Annotated in this window: 19 protein-coding genes and 1 pseudogene; 8 read left to right on the forward strand and 12 right to left on the reverse strand. The window is 38.6% G+C overall.

Annotated elements, in window-relative coordinates:
* Positions 1 to 230 precede the first annotated feature (230 nt).
* From mnmA to ACFI4Z_RS00500, 5 genes are all read left to right on the forward strand, one after another.
* On the forward strand, positions 231 to 1331 hold the full coding sequence (gene mnmA, locus ACFI4Z_RS00480; protein WP_462668881.1) for a tRNA 2-thiouridine(34) synthase MnmA: 1101 nt from the start codon (positions 231 to 233) through the stop codon (positions 1329 to 1331).
* On the forward strand, positions 1331 to 1933 hold the full coding sequence (hflD, locus tag ACFI4Z_RS00485) for a high frequency lysogenization protein HflD (protein WP_462668882.1): 603 nt from the start codon (positions 1331 to 1333) through the stop codon (positions 1931 to 1933). Before mnmA ends, hflD begins: the two co-directional genes overlap by 1 nt.
* A 32-nt stretch (positions 1934 to 1965) precedes the next feature.
* Complete coding sequence (gene purB / locus ACFI4Z_RS00490) at positions 1966 to 3336, forward strand: adenylosuccinate lyase (protein WP_462668883.1); 1371 nt, start codon at positions 1966 to 1968, stop codon at positions 3334 to 3336.
* Positions 3337 to 3417: 81 nt separating this feature from the next.
* Entirely contained in the window at positions 3418 to 4563 is a 1146-nt protein-coding gene (locus ACFI4Z_RS00495; protein WP_462668884.1) for a ribosomal protein uL16 3-hydroxylase, read from the forward strand.
* 12 nt (positions 4564 to 4575) lie between these two features.
* Complete coding sequence (locus ACFI4Z_RS00500; protein ID WP_462668885.1) at positions 4576 to 5034, forward strand: GNAT family N-acetyltransferase; 459 nt, start codon at positions 4576 to 4578, stop codon at positions 5032 to 5034.
* Between the two features lie 48 nt (positions 5035 to 5082).
* On the opposite strand, the gene ACFI4Z_RS00505 is transcribed toward ACFI4Z_RS00500, so the two are convergent.
* The 5 genes from ACFI4Z_RS00505 to ACFI4Z_RS00525 form a co-directional block, all read right to left on the reverse strand.
* Entirely contained in the window at positions 5083 to 5544 is a 462-nt protein-coding gene (locus ACFI4Z_RS00505; RefSeq protein WP_462668886.1) for a DUF4826 family protein, read from the reverse strand.
* A 140-nt stretch (positions 5545 to 5684) separates the two neighbouring features.
* Complete coding sequence (locus ACFI4Z_RS00510; protein ID WP_462668887.1) at positions 5685 to 6476, reverse strand: SDR family oxidoreductase; 792 nt, start codon at positions 6474 to 6476, stop codon at positions 5685 to 5687.
* A gap of 25 nt (positions 6477 to 6501) precedes the next feature.
* A complete protein-coding gene (locus ACFI4Z_RS00515) occupies positions 6502 to 7005 on the reverse strand; it encodes an Mpo1 family 2-hydroxy fatty acid dioxygenase (protein ID WP_462668888.1) in 504 nt (167 codons plus the stop codon).
* A gap of 80 nt (positions 7006 to 7085) precedes the next feature.
* Positions 7086 to 7499 (reverse strand): hypothetical protein, encoded by a 414-nt coding sequence (locus ACFI4Z_RS00520; RefSeq protein ID WP_462668889.1) that lies wholly within the window; start codon positions 7497 to 7499, stop codon positions 7086 to 7088.
* Positions 7500 to 7563: 64 nt separating this feature from the next.
* A complete protein-coding gene (locus ACFI4Z_RS00525; RefSeq protein ID WP_462668890.1) occupies positions 7564 to 8244 on the reverse strand; it encodes a Crp/Fnr family transcriptional regulator in 681 nt (226 codons plus the stop codon).
* A gap of 193 nt (positions 8245 to 8437) precedes the next feature.
* On the opposite strand from ACFI4Z_RS00525, the gene ACFI4Z_RS00530 reads away from it, so the two are divergent.
* Complete coding sequence (locus ACFI4Z_RS00530) at positions 8438 to 9100, forward strand: cupin domain-containing protein (RefSeq protein WP_462668891.1); 663 nt, start codon at positions 8438 to 8440, stop codon at positions 9098 to 9100.
* Positions 9101 to 9196: 96 nt separating this feature from the next.
* Here the strand turns inward: ACFI4Z_RS00530 and ACFI4Z_RS00535 are convergent, their stop codons facing one another.
* A complete protein-coding gene (locus tag ACFI4Z_RS00535; protein WP_462668892.1) occupies positions 9197 to 10006 on the reverse strand; it encodes a sulfite exporter TauE/SafE family protein in 810 nt (269 codons plus the stop codon).
* A gap of 430 nt (positions 10007 to 10436) precedes the next feature.
* Here ACFI4Z_RS00535 and ACFI4Z_RS00540 point away from each other — a divergent pair, with 430 nt between their 5' ends.
* Together ACFI4Z_RS00540 and ACFI4Z_RS00545 are read left to right on the forward strand one after the other, a co-directional pair.
* Positions 10437 to 11417: a DUF1852 domain-containing protein gene (locus tag ACFI4Z_RS00540; protein ID WP_462668893.1), complete on the forward strand. Its 981-nt coding sequence runs from the start codon at positions 10437 to 10439 to the stop codon at positions 11415 to 11417.
* A gap of 42 nt (positions 11418 to 11459) precedes the next feature.
* The gene (locus ACFI4Z_RS00545; protein ID WP_462668894.1) at positions 11460 to 12488 is read left to right on the forward strand and encodes a methionine synthase; all 1029 of its coding nucleotides are present in this window, start codon (positions 11460 to 11462) and stop codon (positions 12486 to 12488) included.
* 76 nt (positions 12489 to 12564) lie between these two features.
* Here the strand turns inward: ACFI4Z_RS00545 and ACFI4Z_RS00550 are convergent, their stop codons facing one another.
* The 6 genes and pseudogenes from ACFI4Z_RS00550 to ACFI4Z_RS00575 form a co-directional block, all read right to left on the reverse strand.
* Complete coding sequence (locus ACFI4Z_RS00550) at positions 12565 to 13809, reverse strand: erythromycin esterase family protein (RefSeq protein WP_462668895.1); 1245 nt, start codon at positions 13807 to 13809, stop codon at positions 12565 to 12567.
* 17 nt (positions 13810 to 13826) lie between these two features.
* Complete coding sequence (locus ACFI4Z_RS00555; RefSeq protein WP_462668896.1) at positions 13827 to 14369, reverse strand: cytochrome b; 543 nt, start codon at positions 14367 to 14369, stop codon at positions 13827 to 13829.
* Positions 14370 to 14512: 143 nt separating this feature from the next.
* Positions 14513 to 15334: a LytTR family DNA-binding domain-containing protein gene (locus ACFI4Z_RS00560; RefSeq protein ID WP_462668897.1), complete on the reverse strand. Its 822-nt coding sequence runs from the start codon at positions 15332 to 15334 to the stop codon at positions 14513 to 14515.
* Positions 15335 to 15600: 266 nt separating this feature from the next.
* Positions 15601 to 15950 (reverse strand): annotated as a pseudogene (locus ACFI4Z_RS00565) (VOC family protein).
* A 341-nt stretch (positions 15951 to 16291) separates the two neighbouring features.
* Positions 16292 to 18109: a GGDEF domain-containing protein gene (locus ACFI4Z_RS00570; RefSeq protein ID WP_462668898.1), complete on the reverse strand. Its 1818-nt coding sequence runs from the start codon at positions 18107 to 18109 to the stop codon at positions 16292 to 16294.
* Between the two features lie 38 nt (positions 18110 to 18147).
* Positions 18148 to 19029 carry a hypothetical protein gene (locus ACFI4Z_RS00575; protein ID WP_462668899.1) on the reverse strand — a complete coding sequence of 294 codons (882 nt, stop codon included), beginning with the start codon at positions 19027 to 19029 and terminating at the stop codon, positions 18148 to 18150.
* Between the last annotated feature and the right edge of the window lie 19 nt (positions 19030 to 19048).

Raw genomic sequence — 19048 nt, forward strand, 5'->3', positions numbered from 1 at the left:
AAGCGCTCTGGTAAATCCCGCGCCATTTTTAAGCCCTCCGCCTATCACTAATTAGTGTTTTTTAGGCAAGACAAAACTGATATTTTGGGTGGCTTGCCTTCTATTTTACATGCTATAATCGCGGCCTTTCATACGCCATAAGCTATGTGGGTGTTTAAAATTTCACACTCTTCTTCTCTCTTATGGTTAGTAGTATAAAATGACAGCAACCTGTATAAGCGAAAATATCCATGAGCGAAAATAGTCACATTAAAGTCATTGTTGGCATGTCCGGCGGTGTTGATTCTTCTGTATCAGCTTATTTATTAAAACAACAAGGCTATCAAGTTGAAGGCTTGTTTATGAAAAACTGGGAAGAAGACGATAATGATGAATATTGCGCTGCTGCTGAGGATTTAAAAGACGCACAGGCTGTCTGCGATAAGCTCGGTATAGAACTGCACACAGTGAATTTTGCCGCTGAGTATTGGGATAATGTTTTTGAGTATTTTCTAGCCGAATACAAAGCCGGGCGTACGCCAAACCCTGACATCATGTGTAATAAAGAAATCAAATTCAAAGCATTTCTTGAATTTGCAGCCGGCGCACTTGGTGCTGATTACATCGCCACAGGTCACTATGTACGCCGAGAATTACGTGATGATAAATATGTGATGTGCCGTGGTCTTGATGACAATAAAGATCAAAGCTACTTCCTATATACCCTAAGCCATGAGCACATTGGCCAAACTCTGTTCCCTGTTGGTGATATTGCTAAACCTGAAGTTCGCCGTATTGCCGAAGAGCAAGACCTAATTACACACGATAAAAAAGACAGTACAGGTATCTGTTTTATCGGTGAACGTAAATTTAAAGACTTTTTACAAAAATTCTTACCAGCACAGCCGGGTGTAATTGAAGACACCGAGGGTAATAATGTCGGCGAGCATGAAGGGCTAATGTACCATACGCTTGGTCAACGCAAAGGTTTGCTGATTGGTGGCATGAAAGAAGGCTCTGGCGAGCCTTGGTACGTTGTTGACAAAGATATTGAACGCAATGTGCTTGTGGTTGGACAAGGTAAGGACCACCCTCGCCTTTATAGCAATGGCTTAAATGCAAACCAATTACACTGGGTTGATAGAGTTGGGCCTAAAGGCACAACACGTTGCACAGTTAAAACGCGTTACAGACAAGAAGATATTAGCTGTACACTACTTGTAGGTGATGATGGCTTGGCCCGCGTGTTATTTGATGACCCACAAAAAGCAGTCACACCAGGTCAATCGGCTGTATTTTATGCAAAAGAAGTATGCCTCGGTGGCGGAATCATCGACTCGGTGATCAAATAATGACAGAAAATCAAGTAATGGCGTTGGCCGCAATGTGTCAAATAGCCAAGCAAGTCCAAAAAATTGCTCAGTATGGCAGTAGCAATGATTATGACCTTGAAAAGTTACTTTCAAGTATTGTTGTCACCAATCCCGATTCACCAGAAGACGTGTATCAAGGAACTGAAAATCTTAGAGCAGGCTATCAATGCTTACTTGAACAGCTCAGTGCTGGCGAAAAGAAAGATGTTGAAATCGTCAAATATGTAGGCGGTCTAATGCAACTTGAGCGCGCGCTTAGTGCAAAATCAAGTAGCTTAGCCGAACTTGGAAAAGGCATTGATGACATAAAACGACGTTTAGATCATTTTACGATTACTGATGCAACATTAATTGCTGCTCTTGCAGATATATATTCAAAGGTGCTTAGCCCCCTAGGGCACCGTATTCAGGTTTATGGCAAACCTGTTTTATTAAAACAGCAGTTAGTACAACACAAGATACGCGCATTATTATTAGCAGGTATTCGAAGTGCGGTACTTTGGCGACAAATGGGCGGTAAACGCCGTCATTTTTTCTTTGCAAAAAGAAAAATTATCGCCATTGCGAAAAACCATATTTAATTATCGTTCAAAACTAAAATTTAGGAGTTATTATGGAGCTTTCAGCGTTAACCGCTATCTCTCCGGTGGATGGTCGCTACGGCAGCAAAACCACTGAACTACGCAGTATTTTCAGCGAATTTGGCTTAATCAAATACCGTGTTACCGTTGAAGTACGTTGGTTGCAAGCACTTGCTGCTGCTGATGCCATCAAAGAAGTACCGGCATTTAGTGATGAAGCGAATGCTTTATTAAACGCGATTGTAGATAACTTCAGTGAAGCTGATGCACAACGTGTAAAAGACATTGAACGCACCACTAACCATGATGTTAAAGCGGTTGAGTACTTATTAAAAGAAAAAGTAGCTGATAACGCAGAGCTTCATGCAATCAATGAATTCATTCACTTTGCATGTACCTCAGAAGACATTAACAACCTGTCGCATGGTTTAATGTTAACTGAAGCACGTGACAGTGTATTACTTCCCTACTGTGATCAATTACTTAATGCGATTAAAGAAAAAGCAATTGAGTACAAAGCAGTACCAATGATGACCCGTACCCATGGTCAACCTGCAACACCTTCAACGATGGGTAAAGAATTTGCTAACGTTTATATGCGCCTTAAGCGTCAACGTGATCAAATAGCACAGGTTGAAATGCTAGGTAAAATTAATGGTGCTGTTGGTAACTACAACGCACACCTTAGTGCATACCCTGATTATGATTGGCATAATCATGCAGAGCAATTCGTAACAAGTCTTGGCTTAACATTCAATCCATTCACGACTCAGATTGAGCCACATGATTACATTGCTGAGCTATTTGATGCGATTGCACGTTTTAATACTGTATTACTTGATTTTGACCGTGATGCATGGGGCTATATTGCGCTTAATCACTTTAAACAAAAAACCATTGCAGGTGAAATTGGTTCATCTACAATGCCACATAAAGTTAATCCTATTGATTTTGAAAACTCAGAAGGTAACCTAGGTCTTGCTAATGCAATTTTTGGCCATTTAGCGCAAAAATTACCTGTTTCACGTTGGCAGCGTGACCTTACTGACTCAACAGTACTTCGTAACTTAGGTGTGGGCATGGGCTATGCCTTAATCGCATACCAATCAACACTTAAAGGTGTTAGCAAGTTAGAAGTGAACGAGCAGCGTTTACTTGAAGAGCTTGACCAAAACTGGGAGCTTCTAGCTGAGCCAATTCAAACTGTTATGCGTAAATACGGCATTGAAAAACCTTATGAAAAGCTTAAAGATTTAACTCGTGGTAAGCGTGTTAATCAAGAAATTATGGCTGAATTTATAGATGGTTTAGATTTACCAGAAGAAGCTAAAGTAGAAATGAAAAAACTGACGCCAGCTAACTATATCGGCCGTGCAGTAGAGTTCATCGACAATTTAGCGTAAGCATAAAGCTAAAAAATTTAAAAAGCGAAAGGCATCCCTTTCGCTTTTTTTATCTCTATTCGTTTGTAAATGGTGAAAAATATGTATCAACTAACGATTAACTCTCTATCAGAGCAAGAATTTTTAAATCAATATTGGCAAAAAAAACCTTTGTTAATTAAACACGGCTTTCGCGATTTTCAAGACCCTCTTGATGCCAATGAGCTTGCAGGCCTTGCGATGGAAGAAAGTATTGAATCACGTATTATCACTAACCAAAATAACGACTGGCGAGCTTACCATGGCCCGTTTGAAGATTTCGAGTTATTAACAGAGCAACACTCTACCTTGCTCGTTCAAGCAGTAGACCATTGGCATCCTGATGCTGCACAACTACTTGAGCCTTTTAGATTTATTCCTAATTGGCGTATTGATGACTTAATGATCAGCTATTCAACACCAGGTGGTGGTGTGGGTCCACATTTAGATCAGTATGATGTTTTCATTATTCAAGGTGAAGGCAAAAGACATTGGCGTGTAGGTATGCCTGACAGCAATTTAAAACAGTTTGCACAAAATAAATCGCTATTACAGGTAGAACAGTTCTCAGCCGTTATTGATTGCATTTTAGAGCCAGGTGATATTTTATATATCCCACCAGGTTGCCCTCATGAAGGCTATGCGGTTGAAAACGCGATTAACTATTCTGTTGGATTTAGAGCCCCAAATCAGCAAGATTTACTATCGAATTTTGCCGATTACGTGATTGACAAAGAAGTTGGTAACACCCGTTATGCCGACCCACTGCTTGAAATCAGGGATTCAAAGGGCCTTCTGAACAATGCAGAAGCTGATAAGGTTAAGCAATTACTCAGCTCATTATTACAAGACGATAGCTTATTTAAATCATGGTTGGGCCAAACAACTAGTGAACCTAAGCATGAAATGGATTTAATGCCGCCAGAAGATCTGTATACACCTGATCAAGTAGCCCAGTTAATAGATGAGTCTGACGAGGTTTTTGAACGTTTAGGTGGCACGAGAGCAATATATCAACACACTGATAATGAGCTTATTTTAAGCGTAAACGGGCAAAATTTCTTACTGCCAAAAACGGACCTAGCAGTGGTTAGGTTATTAACTGATGACATTAGCGTGACCGCTGAACAAATTAAAAGTTCAAAAAATAGTTTAAAATTTACTCAATCCTTTACTACACTACTAAATGAAGGTATTTGGTTTTGTTAGAGGTAGGATGCAATGAGTTATCATATCGACAAGGTAGAGTGGAATACACGAAAGGACTTATTACAACATATCAGAGAGCGTGTATTTGTATGTGAATTACATATACCAAAGCATGTAGAATTCGACAATTTAGATGATAAAGCACTACATGTACTCGTTACCGATGATACTCAATCGCCAGTTGCCACAGCTAGATTATGCAATGACGGTTTAATTGGCAGAATTGCGGTTTTACCTGAGCACCGTAATCGCTCGGTTTATAAGTCATTGTTAAACTATTTGGTTAAATTGGCTCAACAACAGGGCATTAATAATATAAGTATAAATTGCATTTTAAACGAGGTTGAACGTTTTAGACGTAATGGTTTTACTCAACAAGGTATAGTATTTATGGAGGCTGGTATTGCGCGCCAACGTATGCAGTGCCCCATTAGCCAGTTTGATACTAAACCATTTACATTAGTGCATTAAAAAGCGAGCTACTGAGCTCGCTTGATTTTTCTACAACTGTGAACTGAGTTAGCTGGCTTCGTTAACCCATAGGTGGTCTCTTTCGTACATTTCATAAAGACCATGAGCACGATTGACAAGTAAGTTTGCAAAATCAACCTGTGTTTTATCCAAATTTCCAGACTGCATGATTTGGTCTGCTTTTAATTGCCATTGCAGAGAAAAGTATCTCAATGCATCACGCGGGTTTTCAGCTGCACTTTCATCGGCATGATCTGTCGGTAAACGCCCTGTTACCACCCAGTAATTTTTACCCGTTTGTGCTTTAAATTTCCACAGTGCGCATAAAGGGGCAATAAAACGGCTCTCTTTTTCAATTAATGTTTTAGGGAGAATACCTTTCTCAGCTAAATGCTTTTGCGCACTTTGAAAACACTCACGCTGCCATATTGCACTTTGTTGCTGTGCTTGAGCATGCTCTTCAGGTGTTAATTCTTTAGATTGTTCAGGTTGAATTTGTTCTTGTGTCATTTTTAATTACTCTTTTACAACTTGTAGACACTTTAAGTGCTATAACCCCAGCGTGCAAGCACAAATACAGTATTATTGGCCGCCATTACTGTAAACACAGCAATACAAAACGCACGACAAGCGATCAGAATCTAAAAGCCTCACCTGTAATTTGTTTTTGCTGTTAAGCGATTAAATAGACCAGGAAAAAACCGTTTAATTGTTGGTGCAAGCCCGCTTAAACCTTTTCCTACGATAACTTCGTCTTTTTGTTTAGCGATCGCATTTATCATTTTTTTAACTGCAACCGACACATCCATGCCATTTTCAATTGAGTGCTCTGGCTTATTTTGCGCAACGCCATGCTCATCAAGTGAATTATGCGCAATAGCTGTTTTTATGGAGCCCGGACATATTGTTAAACAATGTATATTTTTATCAGCTACTTCCGCCCTTAGGCAATCCATAAAACCAACCACAGCATACTTACTTCCTGAGTACCCGGTGCGAAATTTAGATCCAACTTTCCCTGCAACACTACTTATAGATACAATAGAGCCACCACCGCGTTCAACCATTGAGGGTAAGACCGCTTTAGTCAGTGCAATTAATCCAAAATAGTTTACTTCCATTAACTGTCGATAAACCGAAAAGTCATTTTCTAAAAACAAACTTCTTTGCGATACACCGCCATTATTAATTAAAATATCAACGCGCCCTATTTCATCCATTCTTGATTTAACGTGATCAAAAACATGCTCAGGCTTTGCTAAATCCAACGGAATCACTGAGTGATTATCGCCGTCTAAAGTCGCTTTAATTTGTTCTAATTTACCGGTGCTCCTCGCTGATAAAATAATAGTTGCACCTAAATGTGCCAACTGAACTGCTAACTCTTGCCCGATACCTGATGATGCACCGGTGATCCACACTGTTTTATTTTTAAAATTCATCATAACTCTTATTAATGTTTAGTTATTAAGGTTTAGTTGGGCCCGCGATAACTTCAATTTTTTGTTCTAAATCACGATATAAACCAAGCATAAATAACGCTTCCGCAAGAACATACAAAGGACCAATAATTAAACCAACAATATCATCCACAAACGCAGGTTTTTTCCCCTCAAAATAATGACCAATGAATTGCATTATCCACCCGAGTACAAATATTCCAATACTCATCGACAGCCACTCAAACACACTCAATTGTGAGACCAGTGAAGCCGGCAAAGCCATCAAGACTAAAATAACAGCCATTAACGTTCCAAGTGAAAAACTTAACATCAGGTAATAAATTACACTCGCTAGAACAGCAATGTGCGCGCCAGTTATTACATAACTTGCAAGCGGGATTTCAATTCGCCCAAGTAAACAAAGCACTGCAAACACAATCAGTGGAATACCAAAAAAATGAGTTAGCACATTTCTTTTTGATCTATGATATAGCCCATAATTACCTAACTGTTGTTCAAGTGTTTTCATGATTTTTCTTTTTTTATTATGCGTCAATCCACTCTAACAAATTAAATAACGAAAGAATGTCGGGTAAATGACATTCTTCTTTAAACCAGCGCACTGATGATTTTCCCCTTTTCATGCTCAGGTAATGAATCCATGCGCTCTCTGCCCTTTTGAAACTCTTGCTCTAACATGTTTTGTAAAGCATCCATCTGCGCGCTCAAGTCTTTGTCATCATTGGATTGCATTTTTTTGGCAAGATCTTCTATTGCCGCTTTTAACTCATCAATTTTCTCTTTATCAACGCCTAAACGTTGATAAACCAAAGCTTCTTTAGCTTCTTCCAAAAACCTTTTATCATAATCGGGAGACTTTAACTGTGCGGCAATATCAGGTTGGCTATTTTTGGCCGCTTCATTGATAGATGCAACCGGTTTTGGAGGTACTTGAATATCCATAGCATTTGGCGCTGTGTAAGGCTTTACTCGGTATTGATTATTAAATATATGACCCACCATAGCAAAACTTCCCTGTGGTATTTTTTAAAACAAAATACAAAGCAAATTTTACACCAAGTGTCATTTATTGGTTCAGGTTTGATATTGCTACTAACCCTGATTTATCAATAATGTCGATTCGTTGATAATGTAACTCAATCACCTTTCGCTGGCGTAAATGTTGTAATATTTGATTAACCGTTTGCCTCGTAAGATAAGTCATATCTGCAAGTTGTTGCTGCGACATCACTATGGAATAAGATGATTTATCGTAAGAGGCGGCTAACAACAAACGTTTACATATTTTTTGTTTCGCAGTTAACAATACATGATCCTCCAACGATGAAAAGACTAACCGCATTTTTTGTGATAAAAGCACCCCAAAGTCTCGCCAAAAAATGGGGGATTGATCTACAAGCCGTGATACACAGCGCACAGTAATATGCACGAGTCGAAGCGGTGTTTGTGCATGCACATCATGCGTGCGCGTGCCGCCATCAAAAAGTGCCACTTCTCCAAACCAAACACCTTGGGGAATAAAACTCAATACAGCCTCTTTTCCTTCACCATTAATACCACTTACACGAGCGACCCCCTGTATAACGCAATATAAACCGCAGTTAGCATCACCGCGTAAAAATAATGCCTCTCCCGCATTTTTATTAACAATTTTTGCGTTTTCTAGGAGTCCAGCTTGTAAATCTAAAGCGCAGTTATTAAACCATTCTCCTTGGTTTATTATCGCCTTATCCTGTTCATTCAGCATAAGTTACTCTACATTGAATTTAATAAATCAATAATAAAAGGGAATCACATGTCACACAAAGTAATTTATGTCAGTGTATTTTTTTGCTTCACAAAAAGCACCTAGTTATTAATAGAGTAATCACAATGAATACTTGATGCGTATTACACTGATGTTTCTTTAGGTACTCTAAAATCTGTTAACAAGGGCATGCATGCAACATATTAATTTAGATTTCAGCCAACAGGTTGTAATAAACAGCGAAAACCAAACATGGCAACCTAGCCCGCTTCAAGGTGTCACACGTAAAATCCTTGCCCGTGAGGAAGCTGAAAGCGGCCATGCCACCAGCATTGTAAAATATGAGCCTGGTTCTCACTTTAAAAGCCACAATCACCCCCTTGGTGAAGAAATTTTCGTCCTTGAAGGTATTTTTAGCGATGAGCATGGTGACTACCCTGCAGGAACCTATATTCGTAACCCCCCTGGTAGCGCCCATCAACCTTTTAGTGAATCAGGATGTACCTTATTTGTTAAGCTGAACCAGTTTCTACCTGATGATGGCGTTACTGTGAGAATTAATACTCTTGAGACACCTTGGCAACAAGGTCAAGGCGGGTTGCAAGTTATGCCATTACATCAACATGATGTTGAGCACACGGCGTTAGTTAAGTGGCCCGCAGGTGAAGTTTTTGTCCCCCATAGGCACTTTGGTGGTGAAGAGATTTTAGTCTTATCTGGTATATTTTACGATGAACATGGACAGTATCCAAAAGGCACATGGATACGAAGTCCACATATGAGCGAGCACAACCCTTTTGTTGAGCAAGAAACGGTTATTCTAGTAAAAGTAGGTCATTTAGGCACCGCTAGTTGATGCGCATAATTTGGAAAACCATTGCTAATACCCATTAGATGAGCTTTTCGCAGCGAATATAACGAGGCATTGCTCGTGTGTACGCTGCATCTGCTCCTAATTAATCAGCATATTAGCTGCCATAACAAACAACAGCAGTGAAAATACCTTCTTGATTGTTTTGACTGGAAGATAATGTGTTACCCGGGCGCCAAAGGGTGCCGTAAACCATGAAGTACTAATAATGCCTATTAAAGCCGGTATATATACAAAGCCTGCAAAGCCATCATTTAAAGACAAATACGCACTCCCTGAACTGATATACCCAACCGAGCCAAATAAGGCGATGACAATCCCGCATGCAGAAGCGCAACCGATCGCTTTTTTCATATCGATTGAGAAAAAAGTCAGTAAGGGAACAAGTACAGCTCCTCCACCTATCCCAATCATCGCCGACAGTCCACCTGTAAGCATTGTATAAACGCTAAGAAGCCATTTATTGGGTATTCTGTGCGAACTCGATGAATCTGCATTACCGCCAAACAACATTTTCAGTCCAATTAAAACCACACTGACAGCAAATACCCAGCGTACAAGCTGTTCAGGCAACAGTGCAGCCATAAAGCCACTAAGTAGTGCACCAAGCGCAACTCCTGACATGATCCAGGGTGCTATGTCCCATGGCACATTCCCATTCTTGTGATGTGCAATAGCTGAAGATGTTGACGTAAATAAAATAGACGCAAGAGACGTCGCAATCGCAACCAACACGACTTGTTCAGTAGGTAGTACTTGCCAGTAAAGCAAAATACTACTCAGGATAGGCACAATAACTAACCCCCCGCCAATCCCCAATAACCCTGCTAAAAACCCAACAAAACTGCCTAATAAAGCACAAGCAACTACTATCGATACTAATTCATGCATTCCATTCGTCTCTTTCTATTATTGGATACTATCACACCACCCAAAGCATAAAGTTAATTATCATTGGGTAACTGCCCATGATCTCAAGTAAGAGTATACCAATACAGCTAGCCTTAACTGGCATTAATAGTGACGATAACAGACGAATAATCCTCATGTTTTAAATGAAATTATTGCATATCAAAAATCCCCAACATAAACGTCTAGCCGTCTATGTGATTTACTTAAGTATAATCCTTATAAAAAACGATAAATACCTACCACATCACAGTCCAGAACAAAAAATTATGAATATGACTCATGTTTGATGTGAAATTATACCGTTTTTATTCATGTACCGATCCACGTATAAATAATGCAACTTTCAACGCCACACAGTGACGATTGAACCATTACATTCGTAGAAAACACAATATTGGATACACACATTATGAGTACAGATTTTTCATTTACATTAAAGCGTATCAATCTCGATGAGCATTATGAACCCTCAGACAATACACGTATTACCACCAACTTTGCTAACTTAGCCCGAGGACACCATCGTCAAGCAAATTTACGCAATGCCTTAAAAATGATAAATAATCGTTTTAATGCGTTAGCTAATTGGGATAACAGCACAGGAGAGCGCTATTCAGTTGAGCTTGAAATTATATCGGTCAATATTGATGTGGCAGGCAGCGGTCATACGTTTCCATCAATTGAAGTTTTAAAGACCAATATTATTGATCATACAACCAATAAACGAATCGAAGGCATTGTAGGCAATAACTTTTCGTCTTATGTACGTGATTATGATTTTAGTATTTTATTGCAAGATTATAATAAAAATCAGCCAACTTTTAGCATCCCGGATAATTTTGGTGAACTGCATGGCAAGCTGTTTCAATCATTTGTTAATTCATCAGTTTATAAGCAAAACTTCTCTAAGCCGCCAGTTATTTGCTTAAGCGTGTCTGATAATAAAACCTATCATCGCTCTGAAAATCAGCACCCTGTATTGGGCGTTGAGTATCAACCTAACGACACCTCATTAACTGAACAATACTTTAAAAAAATGGGCTTAAATGTACGTTATTTCATGCCCCCAAATACCGTCGCACCGCTGGCATTTTATTTTGTTGGTGACTTACTTAATGACTACACCAGCCTTGAGCTTATAAGCACGATTAGTACTATGGAGACATTTCAAAAGATTTATCGTCCAGAGATATATAACGCCAATGCAGCTGCAGGTAAAGCGTATCGGCCAAGTTTAAAAAACCAAGATCATTCGCTAACACAAATAGTGTATGACCGACAAGAGCGCAGTCAATTAGCAACAGAGCAAGGTAAGTTTGCTCATGAGCACTTTATTAAGCCCTATCAAAATGTGCTTGAGCAGTGGTCCGCTAATTTTTCACAGCCATAGTTGGCGAATACCTTCGGGTTAATCTATTTTTGAGAAACAAGTATGAATACACTATTACCTACTTCAACTGCTGGTAGCTTACCAAAACCATTGTGGCTAGGGGAGCCTGAGACTCTGTGGTCACCATGGAAGTTACATGATGACGAATTAGCACAAGGAAAACTCGATGCATTGCGCTTATCGCTTCTAGATCAGCAGCAAGCTGGCATTGATATTGTCAGTGATGGGGAACAAACACGACAGCATTTTGTTACCACATTTATTGAGCATCTCAATGGTGTTGACTTTGAAAAACGCCAAATCGTTAAAATTCGTGATCGCTATGATGCCAATGTACCAACGGTTGTAGGTCCCGTTAGCCGGCAAAAACCGGTGTTTGTTGAAGACGCCAAATTTTTGCGTAAACACACAAATCAACCAATAAAATGGGCGCTACCAGGCCCAATGACCATGATTGATACTCTCTATGACGCGCATTATAAAAGTCGTGAAAAACTTGCATGGGAATTTGCCAAAATTCTAAACCAAGAAGCCAAAGAGCTTGAGGCTGCAGGTGTCGATATCATCCAATTTGATGAACCCGCATTTAATGTATTTTTTGATGAGGTAAATGCGTGGGGCATTGCTTGTTTGGAAAGAGCTATTGAAGGACTAAAATGCGAAACCGCAGTGCATATTTGTTATGGCTATGGCATTAAAGCCAATACCGATTGGAAAAAAACACTGGGCTCTGAATGGCGACAATACGAAGAAGCCTTCCCTAAATTACAACAGTCAAGTATTGATATCATTTCGCTTGAGTGCCACAACTCACACGTGCCGATGGAGTTACTCGAACTCATTCGGGGCAAAAAAGTAATGGTCGGTGCCATTGATGTTGCAACGCACCACATTGAAACACCTGAAGAAGTGGCTGATACCCTTCGTAAAGCATTGCAATATGTTGATGCAGATAAACTCTACCCTTGTACCAACTGTGGCATGACTCCCCTGCCCCAGCAGATTGCTAACGCGAAACTCAATGCGCTCAGCGCAGGTGCCGCAATTGTAAGAAAAGAGCTTTTAGCCTAGCCTAAATAGCCCTTTACCTTATCTCCCCAAGGTAAAGGGCTAAATAATTTCAGGGAATTAACGTCTCAAGTAAAAATTAATTACTGGCTGTCACTCTGTTGATTAGGAATACACTATCAAAATGATTACGCCACCTATTGACAGGAATTGACATCGCCGATAAATATTCGTGCCCTGACAAAAGAAGCCCATGTTGCTTTGCGGTAGTAAACTGTTTGGGTTGTATAAAAATAGCCTGAGGCGCGTCTGAAAATGTATCGTTAAATGTATAAGCCAGATGTTGATCATTGAGTGGCGGTATTTTCTTTATTGTGCCATCTCTAAATTCACGATACTCCCCTGACATGGCGGCAAAATTCACAATATAACTTTCCTGACCATAGGCTTTATCCAAAGCAGTGGTCACATTATTTGATCGAGAGTCTAAATAGCCTTGACGATTAACATGCACATAATGACCCCATATAATTACTTTTTTATCTTCATAAATGTTTTGTAACAACCAATGTATGTTATTTGCCATTACTAAATCATGTTCATCAAACCGACGTACATCATAGTTAACTTCAAACAAACGGATCACGCCTTCTAATAACCTTGCATAATAACTTGGCGAGTCTAATGCGGGATTATTATCTGCCCTATTTAGCGCATCCATGTATTGATACCCAGTTTGGATATGTTGGTTAATTTCAACTTTATCAAGTGCGACAAAATGACGTGAGAGTGTTGCCTGTAATTGCATTGAAAATTTAGGCCACTCAGCCAAAAGAGAGGCTGAGACGGGTATCGATTTTACTTGTTTCTCAAGCTGTCTTACAAAACGTGTTAGCGAAAATTCACCGCTCAACCTCCCATCAAATCCTGACAACGCTAACGGATTTAGCGTTTTACGCTGCGCATCAATGTAGCCCAATAAACCTAAGAAAGCAGGATCCTTTGCGTATGAAAAAAATATATTTCCAGCAGCCATATCAGCAGTTCGTTTATCCTTTGAGTGACGAGCTGTCTTGTTTATTTCATTTACATCGAACAAACCACTTTCTAAAATTAATGCATCAAAATCATGGTGCTGATGCAAATACTTTACTAAGCGAGACTTCAGTGCAAACACCTCATGTTCGCCATGAGTCAGTTCATCTAAATAAACAATGCGTTTATCTGCTATTGCATCGCCAAAATGTGCCAAATCACTAAAATCATCAGTGTCAGTTAAATCGATTTTAACATGCGCTTGCCCATTGACTGTGCAAGTGAAAAGTAATCCACACCACAGCAATACTCTAAAAATCCAACTAACTTTACTGTTATCGTACATCATAAAAATTCCTTGTTATTTTAGTGAGTGCTTTTTGCTTTTATCATAGCGCTAAGCGTATTGTCTTTATCAATAAAATGATGCTTAAGAGCAGCTAACACATGAATAATGACTAGCGCTGTCATTAGATACCCTACGTAATAATGTACTGTTTTGCCTATATCGCTGCCAGCTTGATTGAACGCGAGCACTTGCCCATTTTCGTTATAGCGATGTGGAATAACTTCAATACCAAAAACATCAACGCCAAAGCCACCTAATCCAGAGTAAATAAGCCCAGATACCGGCATTAAAACACATGCAGTTAACAGATACTGATGCATAAGCTGAACATATTTTTCGTTTTGAGTCCCCTTTGCTGAGGATTGCCAAGGGTGATTTTTACGGTGATAAAGGCGAATGATCACTAGCAATAATGCAATAACACCAAATGCTTTATGCCAGTCATACAATACATAATCATGACCATCAGCCATATATACACCTGATCCGAGTAAACCAATAATAAAAAATGCACTTAACCAATGCAAAACACGTGTAACCTGCTGAGTTTGATATGCCATAATTTGTACCTATAAGTTTTAATTCGAAGTGCAGTGTATGCGCTACAGCCCACAAAAACAGTGACTTTGGTACGAATGAACATTTTAAGGGGCCAATGAACTGAGTTATTAGACAAAGTGATAAATGCCCACTTGCTGATGGGTTAGCTCGCTTTTATTGGGTAGTCTGTTAACTGCTCTTTAATGCTATTTTTATAGCGTTTACTTATATTAATCTCAGCACCATTACTTAACGTAGCTATCGCGTGTCCAGAGGCTTGATTACTCAGAGCAGTAATATGTTTTAAGTTTACAAGGGTACTTCGGTGGCATTGGCAAAAGTACGAAGGTGTATAGAGCTGTATTTTTTTCAAGCTGCTTCTTTTTAAAAACTGCCCATGTATACTTTCTATTTCAATATAATTACCTGCAGATTTTATAAACCAGATAGACTCCATATCTAGTTTATAAGGGCGGCCTTTATGCTCTAGGTCAATATAGTCGCTTTTAGTAGTAGTTTCATCATAGGCATTAATTGCGACATTTTTATCGTCCATTACAAATAAATACCAATACGAACAGGTGATTATAAAAATCCCTATTTGCTTGGGCAAATACAGCACAAAATGACCAAAAAGATCCGCTTTTAAATAGCTATAATCAAAGCTAATTTGCAAAATAACAGCAATCAAAACCATAGGAAAACCTATAGTCAAAAAGCAATTGATGAGGGATTGACGCCCAGAGTAATAAGAAAAATAGACTAAGCATATTGGCGCAAAAACGTACCATACTCCGGTGCTTTTTAACCACCACAAAACATGATCTACAAAATCAGTGCTGAGTTTAGATACAAACTGCCAGTAAAATACGCTATATATAAAAATGAAGGCTAAATAAATAACACCAAATAAACAGAGGTATTTTAATCCATTAGTGAGCTTTGGCTGAGCTGAAAAATTGAAGATGGGTGCAGTTCTATCCATGTGTAACTCTTTATCTTCGCGCTGTTTAAATAAAACCACGCTTATTATTTTCGTATAATGACCTTGAAATAATATCGACAAGACAAATGAACCACAACCCGACTCTAAATTTATAACCAATTATTATGGATGAACTTAGTCAGTTTAGTTATAAAAAACACTTGTTTGACTAGGACTCTGTTGCCCTTTCCGGCTTAATATTCTTTCAAACTAGGGGGGGTAATCGCGGCACGAGGTTTACATCCTTGTGAAAATAAGTGCCATCACTAGCTGAACTCTGTAATGTGCCAAAGCTCACCAGCAGGCCCCCACAAATAAATTACTTTTCCCCAGGGCTCTGTTTTAATTGGCTCGAATTTAATTTAATATTAAGCTTATGTAGTTTTTTAATCTCTTCAAAAACCACGTTGATGTCAGTAACTGATAATTGCAGCATTAAGTTTTTTGCAAATTGTTCATTGTAAAATCGCTGTAGGAAAAAAGCACATCCGCCGTTTTCAAACAACGATAAATCATCTGTCACATAATCCATTTTAAAGCCGAGTGCCTGATAAAAAGACTGCGAAGTTCCATAATCCTTACTGGGTATAAACACGCGTATATCATCTACATTCATAACATTTCCCTAGTTATTGTCGTTTAAAAATTCTTAGCTGTTAGAGGTTATTTAGCCGCTGAGATTTTGATATACACTTAAAAATCCACAACCAAAAAAAGCAAAATCAATATTTCTAAAAACACACCAATTGAACCAAGCACTCCAGTAAAAACAATACCTTTGATAAATACCATCTGAACCTATCCATTAAATCAATATAAATTAGTAGTCTAACAACTGTTAGCAAACTTATTACATACATTTCGATTAAATAATGGACTCTCTAACATATAACAAGCCCAGGTCACGTCGATAATTCAATAGCACAGCTAAAGTATCATTATGTCAAACCATTAGGATTAATAATTTAATGTTTTTTCAATATTACTTGACGTGTGAAGTGTGTGTTGCGCTAAGTGAGCACGATAATTTTTTACTACATCTTTACTTTGATGTTGCAAAATTGAATTACCAGCTTTAATACCCACCCAGGCATTTCTTTGATTTTCTTTTGCTAAATATAAACCACCATCTGCCAATTCGATAATTTGCTCCCAATTGTATAAGTGTGGTTGTGTCGCTAACAATGGGTAACAAGCAAACCCTGTTGAGCACGTTACGTTTAGGCTTTCGTCGTTATTTAACTTAAATACGTGACTGGCAACTTCACAGCGCAGCGTTTCTGCTATTTGTTCGGCTTCACTATAACTGACATTTTTAATGACAAGTAGAAACTCTTCTCCTCCCCAGCGAATGAGTAGATCTTCGCTGCGAATTTGTTGCCTTAAAATATTAGAAAACTGCTCCAATACTTGATCACCAACATTATGACCAAAGGTATCATTTATGTTTTTAAATTTATCAATATCAATTAAGGTAAATACTAAACGCTGACGCTTAGTGTTAATTGGTGAAGAATTAAAATCGATTAGCAATTTATCTATAACACTAAAAAAGTAATGACGATTGTGTAACTCAGTTAAACTATCAGTAAAACTCATTGCCTTTAATCGCTCATTACTTTTTGCTAATTCCTGTGTTCGCTCGTTAACACGCTGTTTTAATACCACTAAATAACGCTGGTTTTGCCACCGCCAATATACGAAACCAACTATACTCAACAATAATATGGCACCTAAGACCCAACGCTGTTGTTGCAATCGATGATTAGTAAAGGCTTGTTCTTGTTGTACTAAACGTTGCTCTTTTAACGTATTATCTTTACCGAGCAGTTCAAGCTTCTGGTTTTGTAAATCAAACTTATAATGCGATTCAAGTTGAAGTACCTTATTGTTTCGGCGCTGCAAACTAAGCGCGTCATTACTTAATGAATAACGTTTTAAATATTTATAGGCTAATTTGTGCTCTCCCAGCTGGCTATATCCTACAGCGATTAAATATTGTAATTGCGCTTGTTCATCTAAAAAGCGAAGACTAGTTGGTTTTTCCAATTGTATTAGTGCAATTTCTATTGCTTGGTTAAATTCACCTGTTTGTAAATAACTATTTGCCAAAGCTAAATAATATTGCAGTTTGAGGCGCTCTTTTGAACCATTTAGTTTATTTAAGTTAACCAAACCTAATGCTGCTTTTGCAGCCTTTGTATTACCAAGCTTAAGTTCAATTTGAGCTAGATTTACAGCTAAATCTAAATGAATACCCATAGAAGGTGTTGTAATCTGCAGAGCGTCTTTATTTGCTTTGAGAGCTTGATAATAACTCCCCATTGTTAAATATATTTTGCTTTGCCAAAGGTACATTAGAGCAGCACGTTCCGCATTTTTATTTACATAAAAATTAATTGGGTGCTGGATATAATCGAGTGCCAGTGTATAACGTTCTAACTCAAGCTCTAAATGCGCTAAATGGTAGTATGCCCTTGCAATATATTCCTCATTACCAACTGATTTAGCCAATTCAAGTGCATAATGGTTTAGTTTTACACCGTCTGCGTAAGCACCATACCGGCGCTTGATCATAGCTTCTATAAAGTAGCTTTCTATTTCAACCTCTTTGGCATTTTGACTTTTAGCGAGTGCTCGTAGCTCTGTTAAATAACTCATAGTTTGAAGCGTATTACCAAGATTTACATCCGTTTTAAGCTTCGCAAAATACAAATCTAATTCTTTTTTTTCATCCGAGCCAACCGCAGCAATCAACACGCTTGTGTGCAACATAAAAAACAAGCCAAAACTAAAAAAATACACTGTTTTTATCATCGCTCAGACACTACCATTTGTTGGTTAATTACCTGCCAATCACTCGTTTTATGGTTGATAAAACCAGATTGTTGCATTGCCTTTTTGATTAGCCCTCGCTCAGATAACACCGCTAAACCGCGCTGTAATGCTTGAGCAACTTGCTTACCTTGAGGGTGCGCTTTACTGACAGCAAAATGACGTGTGTCAGGTAGGATCACTTTCAAGTTTTTTAGAGGTGTGAATAGTTTACCTTCAAAATTAAGATCTAAATTATCGCTTACACTAAAGTTAATCATCATAGCATCAACAACTTGGGCCTCAACCATGGCCAACATATCTTCCCAAGGTCCGATGTAGCTAATGACGCTTACAGGCGTGTTAACCAATGCACGCCAATCAACATGCCAACGAGGGTTAACCACAACTGTCAATTGATTTAACTGTGAATGTTTCAACACCTGAGCTTTTTGATTATCAACTGACACATATAAGCCAGCTTCATACTGGCCAAACTCTATAACCGCATCACTGACGTAAAGAGATCCTCTATAGTCCAGCAAGTCTTCATGCCACATAGTACGTGCAAGCATTAAGCTGCTCCCGTCGATTAAAGAATCAAATTCAGTTGTATTTATCCAATTCCGTGGGCGAAACTCCACTTTTTTGGTTTCCCCCCCTAAATATAGCGCTTGCTGAAGAAGTATCATCTCAATAATTTCAAGGTGTGACCCATCAGTACTAGGACTAAAATCAGTGATGTCCATAATATCGCGGCCATTAACAAAAGCTGAATAGCGTTCACTAAAATTTTCACTGCTGATAATATCAATAATTAGTGTTTGATGTGCCTCCATATCACTACTAATAAGCAAAAATAAGAGTAGAAAACGCTTCATTAACAAAATCCTTAGTTAA

The organism is Pseudoalteromonas sp. RWi3, assembly GCF_054960735.1.